17 protein-coding genes are annotated in these 18,384 nt (G+C 32.4%); 5 read left to right on the forward strand and 12 right to left on the reverse strand.

Features of this window, described 5'->3' with window-relative positions; translation table 11 throughout:
- The first annotated feature begins 214 nt into the window (after positions 1 to 214).
- A complete protein-coding gene (locus tag ACJ6WR_RS11080) occupies positions 215 to 1,081 on the forward strand; it encodes a hypothetical protein (protein ID WP_409417823.1) in 867 nt (288 codons plus the stop codon).
- A gap of 108 nt (positions 1,082 to 1,189) precedes the next feature.
- Entirely contained in the window at positions 1,190 to 2,425 is a 1,236-nt protein-coding gene (gene hflX / locus ACJ6WR_RS11085; RefSeq protein WP_409417824.1) for a GTPase HflX, read from the forward strand.
- Positions 2,426 to 2,465: 40 nt separating this feature from the next.
- Here hflX and ACJ6WR_RS11090 read toward each other — a convergent pair whose 3' ends face one another.
- The 6 genes from ACJ6WR_RS11090 to ACJ6WR_RS11115 all read right to left on the reverse strand — a co-directional run bounded on the left by ACJ6WR_RS11090 (position 2,466) and on the right by ACJ6WR_RS11115 (position 6,681).
- Positions 2,466 to 3,398 (reverse strand): DUF3078 domain-containing protein, encoded by a 933-nt coding sequence (locus ACJ6WR_RS11090; RefSeq protein ID WP_039113594.1) that lies wholly within the window; start codon positions 3,396 to 3,398, stop codon positions 2,466 to 2,468.
- 81 nt (positions 3,399 to 3,479) lie between these two features.
- Positions 3,480 to 3,989, reverse strand: a complete 510-nt coding sequence (locus tag ACJ6WR_RS11095; protein ID WP_039120128.1) for a DUF2480 family protein — start codon at positions 3,987 to 3,989, stop codon at positions 3,480 to 3,482.
- Between the two features lie 73 nt (positions 3,990 to 4,062).
- Positions 4,063 to 4,386, reverse strand: a complete 324-nt coding sequence (locus ACJ6WR_RS11100; RefSeq protein WP_039113842.1) for an SUF system Fe-S cluster assembly protein — start codon at positions 4,384 to 4,386, stop codon at positions 4,063 to 4,065.
- A gap of 216 nt (positions 4,387 to 4,602) precedes the next feature.
- Entirely contained in the window at positions 4,603 to 5,028 is a 426-nt protein-coding gene (locus ACJ6WR_RS11105; protein ID WP_039113598.1) for a SufE family protein, read from the reverse strand.
- A 1-nt stretch (position 5,029) separates the two neighbouring features.
- Positions 5,030 to 5,455, reverse strand: a complete 426-nt coding sequence (locus ACJ6WR_RS11110) for a hypothetical protein (RefSeq protein WP_409417825.1) — start codon at positions 5,453 to 5,455, stop codon at positions 5,030 to 5,032.
- Between the two features lie 11 nt (positions 5,456 to 5,466).
- Positions 5,467 to 6,681 (reverse strand): aminotransferase class V-fold PLP-dependent enzyme, encoded by a 1,215-nt coding sequence (locus ACJ6WR_RS11115; protein ID WP_039113602.1) that lies wholly within the window; start codon positions 6,679 to 6,681, stop codon positions 5,467 to 5,469.
- 221 nt (positions 6,682 to 6,902) lie between these two features.
- On the opposite strand from ACJ6WR_RS11115, the gene ACJ6WR_RS11120 reads away from it, so the two are divergent.
- Positions 6,903 to 8,246, forward strand: a complete 1,344-nt coding sequence (locus tag ACJ6WR_RS11120; protein WP_409417826.1) for a serine hydrolase domain-containing protein — start codon at positions 6,903 to 6,905, stop codon at positions 8,244 to 8,246.
- 134 nt (positions 8,247 to 8,380) lie between these two features.
- On the opposite strand, the gene sufD is transcribed toward ACJ6WR_RS11120, so the two are convergent.
- The 5 genes from sufD to ACJ6WR_RS11145 form a co-directional block, all read right to left on the reverse strand.
- Positions 8,381 to 9,697, reverse strand: a complete 1,317-nt coding sequence (gene sufD / locus ACJ6WR_RS11125) for a Fe-S cluster assembly protein SufD (protein ID WP_039113603.1) — start codon at positions 9,695 to 9,697, stop codon at positions 8,381 to 8,383.
- A gap of 80 nt (positions 9,698 to 9,777) precedes the next feature.
- On the reverse strand, positions 9,778 to 10,524 hold the full coding sequence (gene sufC / locus ACJ6WR_RS11130; RefSeq protein ID WP_035618340.1) for a Fe-S cluster assembly ATPase SufC: 747 nt from the start codon (positions 10,522 to 10,524) through the stop codon (positions 9,778 to 9,780).
- 40 nt (positions 10,525 to 10,564) lie between these two features.
- The gene (locus ACJ6WR_RS11135) at positions 10,565 to 10,954 is read right to left on the reverse strand and encodes a four helix bundle protein (RefSeq protein ID WP_086895333.1); all 390 of its coding nucleotides are present in this window, start codon (positions 10,952 to 10,954) and stop codon (positions 10,565 to 10,567) included.
- A gap of 74 nt (positions 10,955 to 11,028) precedes the next feature.
- Positions 11,029 to 12,477, reverse strand: a complete 1,449-nt coding sequence (sufB, locus tag ACJ6WR_RS11140; RefSeq protein ID WP_039113609.1) for a Fe-S cluster assembly protein SufB — start codon at positions 12,475 to 12,477, stop codon at positions 11,029 to 11,031.
- A 96-nt stretch (positions 12,478 to 12,573) separates the two neighbouring features.
- Positions 12,574 to 12,903, reverse strand: a complete 330-nt coding sequence (locus ACJ6WR_RS11145; protein ID WP_035618328.1) for an iron-sulfur cluster assembly accessory protein — start codon at positions 12,901 to 12,903, stop codon at positions 12,574 to 12,576.
- 256 nt (positions 12,904 to 13,159) lie between these two features.
- Here ACJ6WR_RS11145 and ACJ6WR_RS11150 point away from each other — a divergent pair, with 256 nt between their 5' ends.
- Entirely contained in the window at positions 13,160 to 14,017 is an 858-nt protein-coding gene (locus ACJ6WR_RS11150; protein WP_409417827.1) for an MBL fold metallo-hydrolase, read from the forward strand.
- An 81-nt stretch (positions 14,018 to 14,098) separates the two neighbouring features.
- Here the strand turns inward: ACJ6WR_RS11150 and ACJ6WR_RS11155 are convergent, their stop codons facing one another.
- Entirely contained in the window at positions 14,099 to 16,495 is a 2,397-nt protein-coding gene (locus ACJ6WR_RS11155) for a LamG-like jellyroll fold domain-containing protein (protein WP_409417828.1), read from the reverse strand.
- 246 nt (positions 16,496 to 16,741) lie between these two features.
- Between ACJ6WR_RS11155 and ACJ6WR_RS11160 the strand changes: the two genes are divergently transcribed.
- Complete coding sequence (locus ACJ6WR_RS11160; RefSeq protein ID WP_409417829.1) at positions 16,742 to 18,373, forward strand: S8 family peptidase; 1,632 nt, start codon at positions 16,742 to 16,744, stop codon at positions 18,371 to 18,373.
- The last annotated feature ends 11 nt before the right edge of the window (positions 18,374 to 18,384 follow it).

Here is an 18,384-nt window from a genome sequence, read left to right on the forward strand (position 1 = left end):
CGATCTTTTATGGTAGACGATGTTGTAATTGTAGGAGATAAGTAAGGATTTATATTTTGAGTATTATTTGTAAAATAATATAAATCACTGGTATTCAATTGATAAATAAAAACCTGTTTTAAGGATTTGTTATATGACTTAGTTTTTTAGAAGTAAAAACAGTATTTTTTCGATGATTTTTGTATTTTGGTCATCCCAAATCGATATAAATACCATGATGAAAAACTACTTCATTGCCATTTTTATGATGGCTTTTCCATGTTTGATCCACAGTCAAGATCAAGAAAATCAAGTTAAGTTAAAACAAATTAATGTCGTAAAGACTAATTACCGCGATTTAAAAAGTGGTGAAATTGAAAACAAAACGGTTCTGTTTAAGGACGGTAAACTTTTGTCAATTAAAACATCCGACGTTGTGCAAAGTTTTTTTTATAATCCCAAAGGATTGCTAGACATGACTGTAAAAGAAAGAATAGGTAGCAACTGGAAAGAGGTTGTAAATTATAGTTATGACAAAGAAGACAGAATCACTAAATTCTTAAAAAAATATGATGAAAACGGTGAGACGGTAACCAAGACAGTAACGATGACTTACGAAGGTGCCAGAATAAAAGCTATTACCAAAAAAAGCAATATTCATACTGTAATTGAGGATATTGAATATGTGGTTGAAAATGGACTTATCATCAGACGCTCTTCCAGAGATAGAAATCAACAAATTTTTAATAAGATCGAATATGTATATTCTAATGATAATGTTATAAGACACAAAGGAGTACTTGGAGAAAAAATGTTTAATAATTTTACTTTCGATGACAAAAAATCGGTTGATTTATTAATCGTGCAGAATTTATTTGGCCCAAACTATAAAGTAATTGTACCATTAATCTCTTTTCATGAAGAAGAGTTTGACTTTGAGTCTATCTCATATAATAATGAATTAGCATTTATTCCATCATCTACAAATTACACTGGAGTTACCGGAAAATATAAGTATAATGCTGCGAATTATCCAATATCATCTTCGTTTTTAGAGCAAAATGGTATTGTTAAAATTGATAAAACTTACATTTACGAGTAAGAATAATTACTGAATAGCAATTGAAGTCTTTGGTTTTGTATTATAAAAAAAGACTTCAATTGGCTTTAGTACCTTGCAAATCACTAAATTTGTAGCTTATTTAAAGTTATGTTAGAAAAAGAAGTACTAAATTTTGAAAAAACAGCCATTGTTGGGATTGTAACTCAAAATCAAAGTGAAGAAAAGTTAAATGAATATCTGGACGAGTTAGAGTTTTTGACTTTTACTGCTGGCGGAGAAGTTATAAAACGCTTTACGCAAAAAATGGAACGTCCAAATCCTAAAACTTTTGTTGGAACAGGTAAAATAGACGAAATCAATCTTTTTGTAAAAGAACATGGTATTTCGACTCTAGTATTTGATGATGAATTATCACCATCGCAACAAAAGAATATATCCAAAATTATAGATTGTAAAATCCTTGATAGAACGCATCTTATCCTGGATATTTTTGCTCAAAGAGCCGAAACATCTTATGCGAGAACACAAGTAGAACTAGCACAATGCCAGTATTTATTGCCTAGACTTTCGGGTATGTGGACGCACTTGGAACGCCAAAAAGGTGGTATCGGAATGCGTGGACCTGGAGAAACGGAAATCGAAACAGATAGACGTATCGTTCGTGACCGAATTGCATTATTGAAAGAGAAAATAAAAACTATCGATAAGCAAATGGGTGTGCAACGTAGTAATCGCGGTGCAATGGTTCGTGTGGCTTTGGTAGGATATACCAATGTTGGAAAATCGACATTGATGAACGCAGTTGGTAAAAGTGATGTTTTTGTAGAAAACAAATTGTTTGCTACTTTGGACACAACAGTTCGTAAAGTAGTTATCAAAAACTTACCTTTTTTACTTTCAGACACGGTAGGGTTTATTCGTAAATTACCAACTCAATTAGTAGATTCTTTTAAGAGTACACTAGATGAGGTTCGCGAAGCCGATTTGTTATTGCATATTGTAGATATTTCTCATGCTGATTTTGAAGATCATATAGAATCTGTAAATCAAACCTTGTTAGATATTAAAGCTCATGATAAACCAGTTATTATGGTTTTTAATAAGATTGATGCTTACAAACATTTAACAATCGATGACGATGATTTAATTACCGAAAAAACACCAAGACATTATACGCTTGAAGAGTGGAAAACTACTTGGATGCACCGTTTAGGAGAGCAAAATGCTTTGTTTATTTCGGCTACCAATAAAGAAAACTTCGAAGAGTTTAGAGAGCGAGTTTATGAAGCTGTTAGACAAATTCATATTACCCGATTTCCATACAATAAGTTTTTGTATCCAGATTATAAGGATGCAATCGAGAAAGAAGAAGATGAAGATTAAAAAAAAGCGCTTACAATTTGTAAGCGCTTTTTTTTATGTTTTAAAATAAATAGTTGATTCCTAAACCAAATACTTCTCTGGTTTGAAATCCTTGAAAAGCATTGTCGTCATAAATCGCTTGAAAGGATAAATTGGTCGATAAGAATTTATTGATTTTCATTACAATGTTTAATGAATAATCGATGTCTACATTCTGAGGATCCTCTAAGTAATTAGAATATAAGTTTAAGATGTTTTCGGCAGAAACATTTGTCATAATATTAAGTTTATAATACGCCGAAGCATAGAAACCTAACTCGTAACGCATCGTTTTGTTCGCTTTAACGCCAAAATAAGATTCATCTACATATCCAACTTCAGAAGTGTATAACTTGTCTACAAAGGTCATTTTTGAGGTTACAGGAGCGAAGTTTAATTTTAGATTGTCATCTTTCTTCCAGAAAATACCTGGACCAAAAGTAAGATAACCCGGAGACATGAAATTCGTGTTCTCAGTTCTTATTTCAGCACCATTTGCATCTTGTCCGTAAACATATCCTTTGGTAAACTGAGTTCTGAAATTACCAAAAAAGGAGTAATACCAATTTCCGAATGCCCTTTTTCCGTAAATAGAATTAATCTCTAAACGGTCATCTGTTTTTTTCTCAAAATCAGAATTCTCTGTTTGCAAGATACCATAGGAAGCCAGGATTTTATTGTCCCAACTGATGTCATCTTTCTTGTAGTTGATGTTGTAATTAAGCCCTAAGTTTCCCGATACATTATTTTCACCACCAGCAATCCAGTTATTAAAATTAGATTGGTTAAAAAGGAATGAGATATTCCCTGTGCTTTTCCATCCATTTCCTGTTGTATCGGATATGAATTTTACCGCTTTTTCTGTGTTTTTTACTAATTCTTTTTCAGTGTTCTGTGCCTCAACAAACGTTAAGCTTGTTAGGAAGATAAAAAGGAGTTGAAGAAGATTTTTCATATGATCCTGTTTAAAAGTTGATTTAAACAAATATACTAAAAACCTTGAAGTTGTTAAAACTTACTCAATTTTATTTGTAATTTATTTCTTATTTTCTTTATATAAAGGCACGGCAGAGCACGCTTCGCCATACATGATACTTCTGGCAAAAGGTTGTAAATAGTGTGCCGCCAAGATGTAAGCACGTGTAGGGACAGGTTTTTTAGAACATCCTTTTATAATAACAGGTTTGCTTTTATATGCAGTATAATCCAGCTCGCGCAAGATTTCTTCATACAAACTAGCATCTAGATCTTCTAATGTGCCATCAACAATTTTTTTAGCAAATGGAGCTAATTGCACAGCAACCAAAATTGAAGCCCAAGCGGGAACTATCGCATCTGTGCTGCAATTAATTGCTACATAAGCATCTTGGTATTGTGACCAATTGTGGTTTTTAAGGTGTTCGCGAAAGTCTTTTTCTTTTAATAGAAAACCTTCCAGTAGCCATTGCGAAATATCAATTTGCGCACGCAATCCTTTTGGATAATAATCCTCTAGGTCAAAAACTTCCAAAGCACTATTGGCAACTTTATTGATTATTTCTTCCATTTCTTTTAGTTTTCAGTTTCAGTCTTCAGTCACAGTTAAATACTGTAAACTGAGACTGAAAACCGTTTACTTTTTAAAGCATTCCTAATTCTAATTTAGCTTCTTCGCTCATTAACTCTTTGCTCCAAGGCGGATCAAAAGTAATCTCTACTTCAGCATCTTTTACATTGTCGATAGATTTTACTTTCTCTTCAACTTCTCTTGGTAAACTTTCGGCTACTGGGCAGTTTGGAGATGTAAGTGTCATTAAGATTTTTACTTCGTAATCAGTATTTACCATTACATCATAAATTAATCCTAACTCATATATATCTACAGGAATCTCAGGGTCGTATATTGTTTTTAAGATTTTTACGATTGATTCTCCTAATTCGTTAGTGTCTATTTCGTGTTCCATTTTTTTGTTTTTGTTTTTTTCACCGTATAAGTGATGTAAGTTCATTTTAAACAGCAAGCTTATTTTTTTCTCACCATTAAGATATTAAGAAAATTAAGTTTTGCTTCTTTATGAAATTTAATGTTTTAGTTATTTTATAGTAAGATGATTAAGTTTATTTCTTAATGAAACTTAATTTCTTAATGGTTCAAATCAAAAACATTATGTTTTATTAATTTAATTTTTGTTTTTTGAGTCGAATGCCAAAGCGTACATTTTGATATTTTTAATCATCGAAACTAAACCGTTTGCACGTGTTGCAGATAAATGCTCTTTTAGTCCAATTGCATCAATAAAATCAACATCTGCTTTTAAGATATCTTCTGCTTTCTGATTTGAGAAAGCTCTAATTAAGATTGCAATGATTCCTTTGGTTAAAATAGCATCACTATCAGCAGTAAAAACAATTTTATCATCATTCTGCTCGCCTTGTAACCAAACTTTCGATTGGCAGCCTTTAATTAGATTTTCGTCTGTTTTATATTCTTCTTTTATTAACGGAAGATTTTTGCCTAGTTCGATAATGTATTCATAACGTTGCATCCAATCGTCGAACATGGAGAACTCGTCGACTATTTCGTCTTGTATTTCTTTTATTGTCATGTTATTCTTGCGTAAAAGCAACTAATAAAGTTACTAATTTTTCTATTTCTGTTGGCGGAAAACCATGGTCAAATCCTTTTGTTTCATAGGTTTTTCCGTTTTGTGTTATTTTTAAATTTGCAATGGCAGCTCCATCATGAAAACGTTTTTCGGTAGGTGCTTTTAAATTTGGAATTGCCTCTAAATTTATTTTTTTAAATTCAGAAGTAATTTTTGCCCATTGCATTCCATTGATTTTATTGGTAGCAGATTCTTCACCTCTGCTTTTTGTGATAGTAACCATTTGGTCTTTTACCACAACCTTCAGATAATAACCTCGCGACATAGCCGAATATTCTATCTGTGTTGTACTCATATCTGTATTCTTTTGGCTAGTACAGCTGTTTCCTATAAAAATTGTCAGAAGTAAAAAAGATAGTATTTTCATATGTCGTGTTGTTAAGATAGCATTGTTTTAGCTTTTTTCACTGCTTCGACCATTAAATCAATTTCTTCTTTTGTATTATAAAAAGAGAAAGATGCTCTAACAGTTCCCGGAATTTCAAAGTAATTCATAATCGGTTGAGTACAGTGATGTCCTGTTCGTACTGCAATTCCTAATTTATCAATTATCGAACCAATATCATATGGGTGAATTCCGTCGATATTAAATGAGATAACCGAAGCTTTTTCTTTACCAGTACCATAAATTCTTAAACCTTCAATTTCAAGTAATTGTTTTGTAGCATGAGCTAATAATTCATTTTCTTGTTGTTGAATATTCTCAAAACCTACGCTATTCATGTAATCTACTGCAGTTCCTAAAACAATTCCGCCAGCAATATTTGGCGTTCCGGCTTCAAATTTATGAGGAAGATCAGCATAAGTAGTTTTTTCGAAAGTAACTTCTTTAATCATTTCACCACCACCTTGATAAGGAGGTAATTTATTTAGCCAACTTTCTTTACCATATAAAATTCCAGTTCCTGTTGGTCCACACATTTTATGTCCTGAAAAAGCATAAAAGTCACAATCTAAATCCTGAACATCAGGTTTTAAATGTGGAACGGCTTGTGCACCATCTATTAGAACTGCTGCGCCAACTACATGGGCTTTCTCAATCATATGTTTTATCGGATTGATTGTTCCCAACGCATTCGAAATATGATTTACAGTTACAATCTTGGTCTTATCCGATAATAAAGATTCGTATGCAGTAATGTCAAGTTCTCCAGACTGAGTCATCGGAATCACTTTAAGAATAGCACCAGTTTTCTCACACAACATTTGCCAAGGCACAATATTACTGTGATGCTCTAACGCCGAAACCAGTACTTCATCTCCAGGTTTTAATATAGAAGCAAAACCATTTGCGACTAAATTAATTCCGTGAGTTGTTCCCGAAGTAAATAATACTTCGTGCAAAAGTTTGGCATTAATATGATGTTGGATTTTTACTCTTGAAATTTCGTAAGCATCGGTTGCTAACTGGCTCAAAGTATGTACTCCACGGTGTATGTTTGCATTAATCTCTTGGTAATATTTTGAAATTGCATCAATCACAACTTGTGGTTTTTGTGATGTTGCTCCGTTATCAAAGTATACCAAAGGTTTCCCGTTTACTTTTTGTGAAAGTATCGGAAACTCAGCTCTTATTTTATGAATATCTAGCATATCTTATTTAGAAAAATTCTACATACAAAAGTACTAAAACAAAATTGTTTTAAGTAGCAATTGCTAAATTTCCTTTTCTGGTTTTAGATAATCACATTAAATACAATATTGTCTTGCTGATTTGATATTTTTTAGTGGTTTGTATTTGATTTTGAATGGATTCAAAGTTAATTTGTGAAGAAATTATAATTATATTGCAGTGTAAATTAACCTGTACAATTATGAAAAAAATCTTAAAACTACTTGTTCTTCTTCTGGTTATCATTGTTATTTATTTCAGATTTACTACTTATCCCAAACTCGATTTGATTTCTGGCTTTACTTCAAAAAGTATTGCATCATGTCATTTTATCGATAATCGTTCGCTGGAATCTATAGAAAAAGGAGATAATGATATTCCTTTACTCGACTTGGCTACAAGTAAAATTAATGAAGAAGGGAAATTTGCTACATCAAATGTTTACGGATTAAAAGAGCGAAAAGCTATTTACCGTGAAGGTATCGGTGCTACATTAATTAATGATAATTTTGATGAATCTAAACCATATGAAGTTCCTAAAAGGACGAAGTTGGTGAATAATTTACCATTCCCTTATGGGAATAATGAACCGAAAGATACCTTGTTTTCTAATATAGATTATGCAAAATTAAATAAAGCTATTGCAAACGCTTTTGATGCTTCAGGAGGAAAAACGAAAAGAACACGATCGGTTTTGGTTTTGTATAAAGATAAATTGATTACTGAAAAATACGAGTCAGGTTTTACCAAAAACAGTAAATTACTTGGTTGGTCTATGACTAAAAGTATTACTGGAACTATGTTTGGAGTTCTGCAAAAGCAAAAAAAGTTTGATATTTATAAACCTGCTCCAATAGCCGAATGGCAAAATGATGGGCGTAAAGTCATTACAACCAACGATTTGCTTCATATGAACTCGGGCTTAGAATGGGTTGAGAATTACAATACAATTTGTGATGCTACTATTATGCTTTTTGAATCTGAAGATATGGCAAAAGTACAGTTAGAAAAACCAGCTTTGTTTAAGCCTAATACACACTGGAATTATTCTTCGGGAACTAGCAATTTGCTATCGGCTATTTTGAGAAAACAATTTAAGACACATCAGGAATATCTGGATTTTTGGTATTCGGCTTTAATAGATAAAATCGGAATGAACTCTGCAGTTATCGAAACGGATATGGTTGGGAATTATGTAGGTTCGTCATATGCTTGGGCTACAACAAGAGATTGGTCGAAATTAGGTTTGTTATATTTGCATAAAGGAAACTGGAATGGAGAGCAAATTCTTGACGAAAGTTGGGTGAAATATGTATCTACACCTACCAATACATCAAATGGTGATTACGGGGCTCAATTTTGGTTAAATGCCGGTGGAAAGTATAAAGATGCACCACGAGATATGTTTTACTGTAGCGGTTTTCAAGGTCAGAAAGTATTTATTATTCCATCTTTGGATTTAGTAATAGTAAGAATGGGCTTGACAGATGATCTCGAATTTGATTTTAATGTATTTTTGAAGGAGGTAGTTTCTGCCATTAAATAAAAAATTAACCGCAAAGTTCGCAAAGTAAAAGAAATCACAAAGGGCGCAGAGTTTAATTACTAAACTTAGCGCCCTTTGCGTAAACCTTTGTGAACTTTGCGTTTAAAACTTTAAAGTTTTGCGGTTAAAATCCTCTATAAATCAAATCCCATTTTCACACCTAGTTTGCTAGCTATAATCGTAGTGATTCGTTTTTTTAATTCTGGTATTTTGATGCTTTCGATAACGGCATTCGAGAATGCATACATTAGCAATGCTTTGGCTTCTTTTTGAGGGATTCCACGAGATTGCATGTAGAACATTGCTGTTTCGTCTAATTGTCCAACTGTACAACCGTGAGAACATTTTACATCATCGGCAAAAATCTCTAATTGTGGTTTAGCATTTATAGTTGCTTTATCACTCAATAAGATATTGTTGCTTTTTTGGAACGCATTTGTTTTTTGCGCTTCTTTTTCAACTAATACTTTTCCGTTGAAAACACCTATTGAACGGTCTGTAAAAATTCCTTTGTAATCCTGGAAACTTTCGCAATTTGGAGTAGAGTGTTTTACTAAAGTATAATGATCTACGTGTTGTTTCTCGCCAATAATTGTTATTCCGTTTAACGTACTTGTTAACCTTTCTCCAAAGTGATAGAAATTCAGATTGTTTCGGGTTAAGTTTCCGCCAAAAGAAAATGTGTGAACCGATGCGTGACTTTCTTGTTGTTGCGAAACATAAGTATTGTCGATCAAATTGGCTTCGCTATTATCATTTTGAATCTTGTAATAATCAATAATGGCACGTTTTTCTGTGAAAATTTCTGTAACAGCATTGGTTAAAACAGGATTCTCATTTAAACTTTGGTGGCGTTCAATAATTTGTACATGTGAATTTTCACCCACAATTACCAAGTTTCTTGGTTGAACCATAAGTGCAGCTTCATTCCCTGTTGAGAAATACATGATTTCAATAGGTTTAGCAGCTACTTTCTTTTTAGGGATATTGATATAAGCTCCTTCAATTGCAAATGCTGTGTTTAAAGAAGTTAAACTATCTTCTTTATTAGCGATTTGATTAAAGTACTTATCAATAACCATTTTATATTTAGGTTTTGTCAATGCCGAAGACATCAAACAAACATCAATTCCATCATGTGTGGTAGAAGATAAATGCGAGCTAAAAACACCATCAATAAAAACTACTTTATAAGTGTCTATTTCATGTAAGAAGTATTTCTTTACATGATTAAATTCGATTGCATTTTCTTGTTTTGGAAATACTGTAAAGTCATTTTTTAGGATGGCATTTAACGATGTATATTTCCAAGCTTCTTCTTTTTTAGTTGGGAAACCTTTATTTTCGAAGTTTTTTATCGCTTGTGTTCTGATTTCGTGAAGATCTGAATTGACATCAACACTTTCTTCAAAAGCCATAAAAGACGATACTAATTTTTCTTTTAAATCCATTTTTTCTTTTTGTTTAAAGTTTAAGGTTTAAAAGTTTAAAGTTGTTGTAGGAACTTTAAACTTTAAGCTTTAAACAACTTTTAATTTTCTGCTTTAATCCAGTCGTATCCTTTTTCTTCAAGCTCATAAGCCAATTCTTTTCCTCCAGATTTTACAATTTTTCCGTTGTAAAGTACGTGAACGAAATCAGGAACGATATAGTCTAGTAGACGTTGGTAGTGTGTGATAACAATAATTGCGTTTTTGTCGCTTTTTAGTTTGTTAACACCATTAGCAACGATTCTTAACGCATCGATATCTAAACCTGAATCTGTTTCGTCAAGGATTGCTAGTTTTGGCTCCAACATTGCCATTTGAAAAATTTCATTACGTTTTTTCTCTCCACCAGAAAAACCTTCGTTAAGAGAACGTGATAAAAACTTACGGTCAATTTCTAATAATTCAGATTTCTCGCGAATTACTTTCAACATTTCGTTAGCTGGCATTTCCTCTTGTCCGTTTGCTTTGCGAGTTTCATTGATTGCAGTTCTCATAAAGTTAGTTACACTAACTCCTGGGATTTCTACAGGATATTGAAAAGAAAGGAAAACACCTTTGTGTGCTCTTTCTTCTGGTGCTAAATCGGCTAAATCTTCTCCGTCAAGAAAAACCTCACCTTGTGTTACTTCGTAGTTTTCGTTTCCGGCAATTACTGCCGAAAGTGTACTTTTTCCAGAACCGTTTGGTCCCATGATGGCATGTACTTCGCCAGCTTTAACTTCTATGTTTATTCCTTTAAGAATTTCTTTATCGCCAATTGAGGCGTGAAGGTTTTTTATTGATAACATGTTTTCTTTGTTTAAGGTTTAAAGTTTAAAGTTCCCGTGTTTACTGAAACTTTGTTCCTTTAAAATCTTTCTTGTTTAAATATGATATAAAATTGTTTATTCTTCCACTTAGATTTTCAAAATCTTTTTTCAGGATTTCAAATTTATCTACGTTAATATAATTATAATCAAAAGCTCGGTATAATTGAGATCTCGTTTCTCCGGCAGAACCTTTTGCAATCGATAAAAATTGTCTAAATTCTAAATTACCGTTTCTTTCAAATCCTTCAGCAATGTTATCCATTATTGAACCTGATGATGCTTTTATTTGATCTCTAAATCTAAAATCATTTTTCAATTCGGTTTCAGTAGCAATAATCTGAATTTCTTTGGCTAATCTCCGAGCTTCTTGCCAAATGTCTAAATCTTCAAATCTTGTTATTGTTGCCATTTATATTTTGTTTAAAGTTATATTCGAAGTTTAAAGCAGTTTTAAAACTTTAAACTTTAAACTTTAAACAATTTCTATCCTACAGAACCTTCCAAAGAAATTTCTAATAATTTTTGTGCCTCTACAGCAAATTCCATTGGAAGTTTATTTAAAACGTCTTTACTGAAACCGTTTACAATTAATGCAATTGCTTTTTCAGTTGGAATTCCACGTTGATTACAGTAAAATACTTGGTCTTCACCAATTTTACTTGTTGTAGCTTCGTGTTCTATTTTTGCAGAAGGATTTTTACTTTCGATATAAGGAAAAGTGTGTGCACCGCAATTGTTACCCATTAAAAGGGAGTCACATTGAGAAAAGTTTCTGGCATTATCAGCTCGAGCACTTATTTGCACTAATCCGCGGTAGCTGTTTTGTGATTTTCCAGCCGAAATACCTTTTGAAATGATAGTCGATTTAGTATTTTTTCCTAAATGAATCATTTTTGTTCCAGTATCCGCTTGTTGGTGATTATTGGTAACGGCAATCGAATAAAATTCACCTACCGAATTGTCGCCTTTTAAAACACAAGAAGGATATTTCCAAGTAACGGCAGAACCAGTTTCAACCTGAGTCCATGAAATTTTTGCGTTAGTTTCGCATAAACCTCTTTTGGTTACAAAATTAAAAACCCCACCTTTTCCTTCTTTATTTCCTGGATACCAGTTTTGAACAGTCGAGTATTTAATTTCAGCATCATCAAGAGCGATTAATTCTACTACAGCAGCGTGTAATTGATTTTCGTCACGGCTTGGTGCTGTACAACCTTCCAGGTATGATACATAGCTTCCTTCGTCAGCAATAACCAATGTTCTTTCGAATTGTCCTGTTCCTGCTTGATTGATTCGAAAATAAGTTGAAAGTTCCATTGGGCAACGAACGCCTTTTGGAATATAACAGAATGAACCATCTGAGAATACTGCAGAATTTAATGCAGCATAAAAATTGTCTTTTTGTGGTACAACTGTTCCTAAATATTTACGAACTAATTCTGGATGCTCTTTAATTGCTTCTGAAATTGGGCAAAAAATAATACCTTTTTCTCCCAATGTTTTTTTGAAAGTAGTTGCAACAGAAACAGAATCGACAACAATATCCATAGCGACATTGTTCATCATTTTTTGTTCATCGACAGAGATTCCTAACTTTTTGTACATTTCTAAAAGCTCCGGATCAACATCGTCTAATGTTTTATTTGGATCTACTTGTTTAGGAGCAGAATAATATGAAATAGCCTGGAAATCGGGTTTTTGATAATGTACATTAGCCCATTCTGGTTCAATCATTTCTTCCCATGCACGAAAAGCTTCAATACGCCAATCGGTCATCCATTGAGGTTCTTCTTTTTTTAGAGAAATGGCACGAACTATGTCTTCGTTTAGCCCAATAGGAAACGTATCCGATTCTATATTTGTATAAAATCCGTATTCGTATTCTTTAGTTTCGAGTTCGATTTTTAAATCGTCTTCTGTGTATTTGCTCATTGTTTTTTTATTGAAAGATTTAAAAATTGAAGGATTTAAATATCAAAATCACTTACGCAATTTTTAAATCTTTAAATTTTGCAATCATTTAATTATTTATAGAGAAAAAGATTCTCCACAACCACAAGTTCTGCTTGCGTTTGGATTATTAAATACAAATCCTTTTCCGTTTAATCCACCTGAGAACTCTAATATTGTTCCAGCTAAATACAGAAATGATTTTTTCTCGACAGCAATAGTTATATCATTGTCTACGAATATTTTATCGTCGTCTCCTTTGGTTTTATCAAATTTTAGATCATATGATAAACCGGAGCAACCACCACTTTTCACGCCTACTCTCACGTAGTCATGTGCGGCATCAAAACCATCGTCTTGCATCAAGTCGATAATTTTCTTTTTGGCAGTATCTGAAACCTTTATCATTGTTATATAGATTATTGTCTAAATTATGGGCAAAGATACTATATAAAAACCTTTTTCCATAACGCTTAACATTTTTATAATTAATGTTAAAATAGATAAAGTCTATTTGATTTCATTTAATGCAAAAGGATTTTGTTAAATTGCAGGATTATTTAAAAAGTTTGAGGTTTTGATAATTTAAGACGCTATTTGATAGTTTTTTTGAATATATCGTGATTTTGCTTTTTTGATGTTTAATTTTATAATAAAAAATATAATGAAGTTATATCCTATAGAAACTGGAAATTTTAAATTAGACGGAGGTGCAATGTTTGGTGTTGTACCTAAAACTATTTGGAATAAAACCAACCCAGCCGATGCTAACAATTTAATAGATATCGCCGCAAGATGTTTGCTTATTGAAGATGGTAATCGACTTATTCTGATTGATACTGGAATGGGTGATAAGCAAACTGAAAAGTTTTTTGGGTATTATTCGCTTTGGGGCTCACACTCTATAGATAAATCATTGGCTCAATATGGGTTTCATCGAGATGATATTACCGATGTTTTTATGACGCATTTGCATTTTGATCATTGTGGCGGAAGTGTACAATGGAATGCTGATAAAACAGGGTATGAACCAGCATTTAAAAATGCAAAATTCTGGAGTAACGAAAATCATTGGGAATGGGCAACGAAACCTAATGCTCGTGAGAAAGCTTCTTTCTTATCCGAGAATATTTTGCCAATGCAAGAAAGCGGTCAATTAAATTTTATAAAAAGACCGGAAGCAGATTTTCTTCCAACATCTGAACTTGGCTTTGGTATTTTCTTTGCTGATGGTCATACCGAAAAACAAATGATCCCGCATATTCAGTACCAAGATAAAACAATTGTTTTTTGCGCCGATTTATTGGCTACAGCCGGACATATTCCGTTACCGTATGTTATGGGATATGATACTCGACCTTTGTTAACGCTACCTGAAAAAGCAAAATTCCTAAACGCTGCCGCAGATAATAATTACTATTTGTTTCTGGAACATGATGCACACAATCAAATCATAACGGTAGAACATACTGAAAAAGGTGTTCGCCTTAAAGATGTTTTTACTTGTGAGGATGTCCTTTAAAAGAATGAAATTTAAATAAAACAGAAATCCCATTCTCGATATATAACGAGAATGGGATTTTTTAGGTTTAACTAAAGTTGGTTACTCTACAATAACTTTTTTAGCAGTATTTGTACCTTCGCTTTCTAGATATACATAATAAATGCCTTTTGGTAAACCAGCTAAATGAATTATGTTGTCATTATTACCAGTGCTGAAAGTCGTTGTTTTTATCAATTTGCCCAAAGCATCATAAACAGTTGCTTTATTTAGCAAAATGTTATTAATGTGTAATTCTCCTTTTGTTGGGTTTGGATAAATTACAACTTTGTCGAATATGGATTCTTCGAGACCCAAAGTTTTACAAGTGTTTGAATAAATCGTGGTTGGTTCTTTTATATTTGACCAATTGGCATTTGAGTATTCCTCATCATCTACCTGAATGCAGCCAAGCTTATTAAGACCTAGAAAACTTGTGCTAATAGCAGTTCTTTTTCCAGCTTTTGATGGTACAATAAGTTTTGTATTATTTCCATTTCGTATGTTTAATGATACTAGCGGATTGTTTGCAATGTATATGATTTTAAGATTGGTGTTTTTTGATAAATCCAATGTAGTAATTTGGTTAGAAGACGCATTAAGTGTTTCTAAAAGTAGATTTTGATTCAGGTTTAGAGTCGTTAATTGATTATTACTACAATCTAAATCCGTTAACGATGTGAAATTTTCAATACCTGCTAAATCTGAAATATTACTATTTGAAAGATTCAGAGAGGTGATCGTGCTTATATTTGAATTGGAAATTTTTCCGTTTAAGCCATCTGTATCAATTCCTAAATCAATTAATTTTTGTTCAAAATTATTGTCAGGTAGTAGTATGTATTTTGGAGAACAAGCGGTACTAAAAGTTGCTTTAGCATCTTTTTTGCTTGACCAATTTGCATCAGAATATGCTACATCATCTACTTGAATACAGGTTAATTGTGGATTGTAAATGAATCCCAAATTTGAACTTTTTAAAAGCGTATTTTTTCCGTTTTTTAAATTAAGACTTGCTAATAGTAGATTTTCACTACAATCGAAATTTGTTAAAGCAATATTTTTTGAAAGATCTAAATTAGTTAATTGGTTTACGCCGCAATATAATTCAGTTAAGTTAACATTATTAGAAAGATTTAAATTTGTTAATTGATTGACCGCTACGTATAAAATATTTAGAGAGACGTTCTTTTCAACATCCAGATTAGTTAATTTATTGTCACTACAATTTAAATTTGTTAAAGCAGTATTATTGGAAACATTTAAAGATGTCAACTTATTAGCATTACATTTTAAATATGTTAAAGCAGTATTTTTAGAAACATTCAAATTTGTTAGTGCGCTATTGGAGCTACAATATAAAGTTGTTAAAGCAATGTTGCTAGAGGCATCTAAACTGGTTAATTGATTGTTATCACAGCTTAAAGTTTTTAAATTAATGTTACTAGAAATATCCAAATTTGTTAGTCGATTGCTGCTACAGTTTAAATATGTCAGAGCATTATTTTTGGATATGTTTAAATTTGTTAAGTAATTAGCTCTGCAATTAAGGACTTGTAAAGCGGCAAAGCTTTCAATTCCAGTTAAATCGGATATCTGGCTGGCAGATACGTCTAAGGAAGTTATAGATGAAATATTTGCGGTCATGACTTTTCCATTAATAGGACCAGAATCAAGTCCTAACGCAATTAACTTTTTCTCAAAGTTTGCGTCGGGGATTAATGTGTAAAAACTGCTTGTGTCACCAGACTCATATAAAGCGTTGATCTCTGTTGGAGTTAAAACACGATTCCAAATTCCAATATCATCTATTTTACCTTTGAAGCTTTCATCTGTAGTATCCCCAGGAATTCTTTGTCCTATTTTGAAAGTATTGCCTGTAGTGTTTAAGCTTATAAGATTTTCAGATACAAATTCGCCATTGATAAATAATGAAGCTTTAGTTCCATCGTATGTAAGTGTGTAGAAATACCAGTCATTGTTTGAATAATCAAAGTTGTTTACATAAAAAGAGCCGTCAGAAAAAACAGGGCCATTTACTACATTGAGGTATCCCTTTGAGTAAACAGAAAGAGAAAGTCTTTGTGTTTTTGCTAAAATACCATAGTTAAAAATACAAATTTCATATTTGTCTGGGGATGTAAAGGCATCATTTGTCTTGAACCATCCCGAAATTGTTCTTGGAGAATTGTTTTGAGGAATATTAGTTATTAGAGCATTAATATTACTGCTGATGCCATTAAAAGAGTAGGCTGTATTGGCAACTCCAAAACGATCGGTAGTTAGAGTAACATCTGTAGGATTTCCGTCGCTTCCACTTCCGCTTGCATCATTTGCATTACCATTAAAAGGGAAATAAGCAAGTAATCCGTCCTTCGGTACGTATGTTGGGACAGTAGTAGTTTGAGCATAAGTTGAGGAAAATGCCAAGAAAATAATAAAGAGTAGTTTTTTAATCATAATTTTAACTATTTGAATTAGAATATGCAATGATACAAATTACAAATGATTTCGTGTTAAAATTTTATTTATCAGATTGTAATTAGATTCGGTATTTTCATTTCTTAAAGAATGTTTATATTTGAGCCGTTTCATTTTGTCAAGAAAAGATTAAATCAGATTCCTAACAGATTGTTAATCTGTCTTTTTTTTGTAACAAAAATCATAATTTAGGCCCATATTTTAACTTTTATTAAATTTACATAAATGAATAGTATTAAACCTATTTACATATCTGCTTGGGTATTACTTGCTTTAGCTAGTAGTGCAACTGTACAGGCACAAGTTTCAACTTCTAAAGAAACTATTACAGCACCTTTAGTTATTGTAAAAAAAGCCCCACTTTCTGAAAATGATTTAAAAAGATGGAGTCATCTGGATTTAGTAAAAGATACTATCCCCGGAATGAGTGTTGATAAAGCGTATGCCGAATTACTAAAAGACAAAAAAGGAGTAAAGGTAATCGTAGGAATTGTTGATTCGGGTGTAGATATAGAACACGAAGATTTACAAGGATACATCTGGACGAATACAAAAGAAATTCCTGGTAACGGAATCGATGATGATAAGAATGGTTTTATAGATGATGTTCATGGATGGAACTTTCTTGGTGATGCTGTAAACGAGAATACAGAAATGACTCGTATCGTAAAGAAAGGTGACGATGGCTCTGCTGAATATAAAAACGCCTTGGCACAATACAATGAAAAATACGAGAAAGCTTTAAAAGATAAAGAACAAGTAGATTTTTTACTAGAAGTACACAAGACTGTGAAAACAGCTCTGAATAAAGAAAACTACAATCTTGAAGATTTAAGTACAATTAGCTCTACAGATTCAAAAGTACTTAGAGCTAAAATGATAATGACTCAAATTTTTGGTAATGCAGGTCCAACTTTTAATCCTGAAGCAGATTTTGAAGAATATAGAGCTCAGGTTTATGATCAGTTAAATTATAATTTGAATAAAGAATTTGATGGTCGTAAAATTGTAGGTGATAATCCAGAGGATATTAAAAATACTCGTTATGGTAATAACAATGTTACAGGACCAGATAAAGAAAAAGCATTACACGGAACTCACGTAGCAGGTATTGTAGCTCAGGTTCGTCACAACAATTTAGGTGGAGACGGAGTTGCTAATAATGTCGAAATTATGACTGTAAGAGCTGTTCCAGATGGAGATGAGTATGATAAAGACATTGCATTGGCAATACGTTATGCAGTAGATAATGGAGCAAAAGTAATTAACGGAAGTTTCGGGAAAAGCTTTTCTCCACATAAAAAATGGGTTTATGATGCTATAAAATATGCTGCTAAAAAAGATGTACTAATTGTACACGCAGCTGGAAATGATGGATACAATATAGATATTGAGAAAAACATCAATTATCCAAATGATTCTGAAGACAACATAAAAGAGTTTGTAGATAATTTAATTACAATTGGAGCAATTAATAAAGTATACGGAGAAAATGTAATTGCTAGTTTCTCTAATTTTGGAAAAATAAACGTTGATGTTTATGCTCCAGGAGAAGAAATCTATGCAACAGTTCCAAATAACAAATACAAATATTTGCAAGGAACATCGATGGCGGCTCCTAATGCTGCGGGAGTTGCAGCTTTAATTCGTTCGTACTATCCAAAATTAAAAGCTTCGCAAGTAAAACATATATTGATGGATTCTGGCGTTTTGCTTCCGTCGATGGTAGTTTTGGGTGAAAATCCAAATCCAGCAGAAAAGCCAGTAGCTGTTTCATCGTTAGAGTCGTCAAAAACGGCTAAAATGGTGAATGCTTATAATGCGTTATTGATGGCAGAAAAAATGTCAAAAAAATAAATTGTAAAGAA

The sequence above is a fragment of the Flavobacterium sp. PS2 genome (genome assembly GCF_046250155.1).
Taxonomy (GTDB): domain Bacteria; phylum Bacteroidota; class Bacteroidia; order Flavobacteriales; family Flavobacteriaceae; genus Flavobacterium.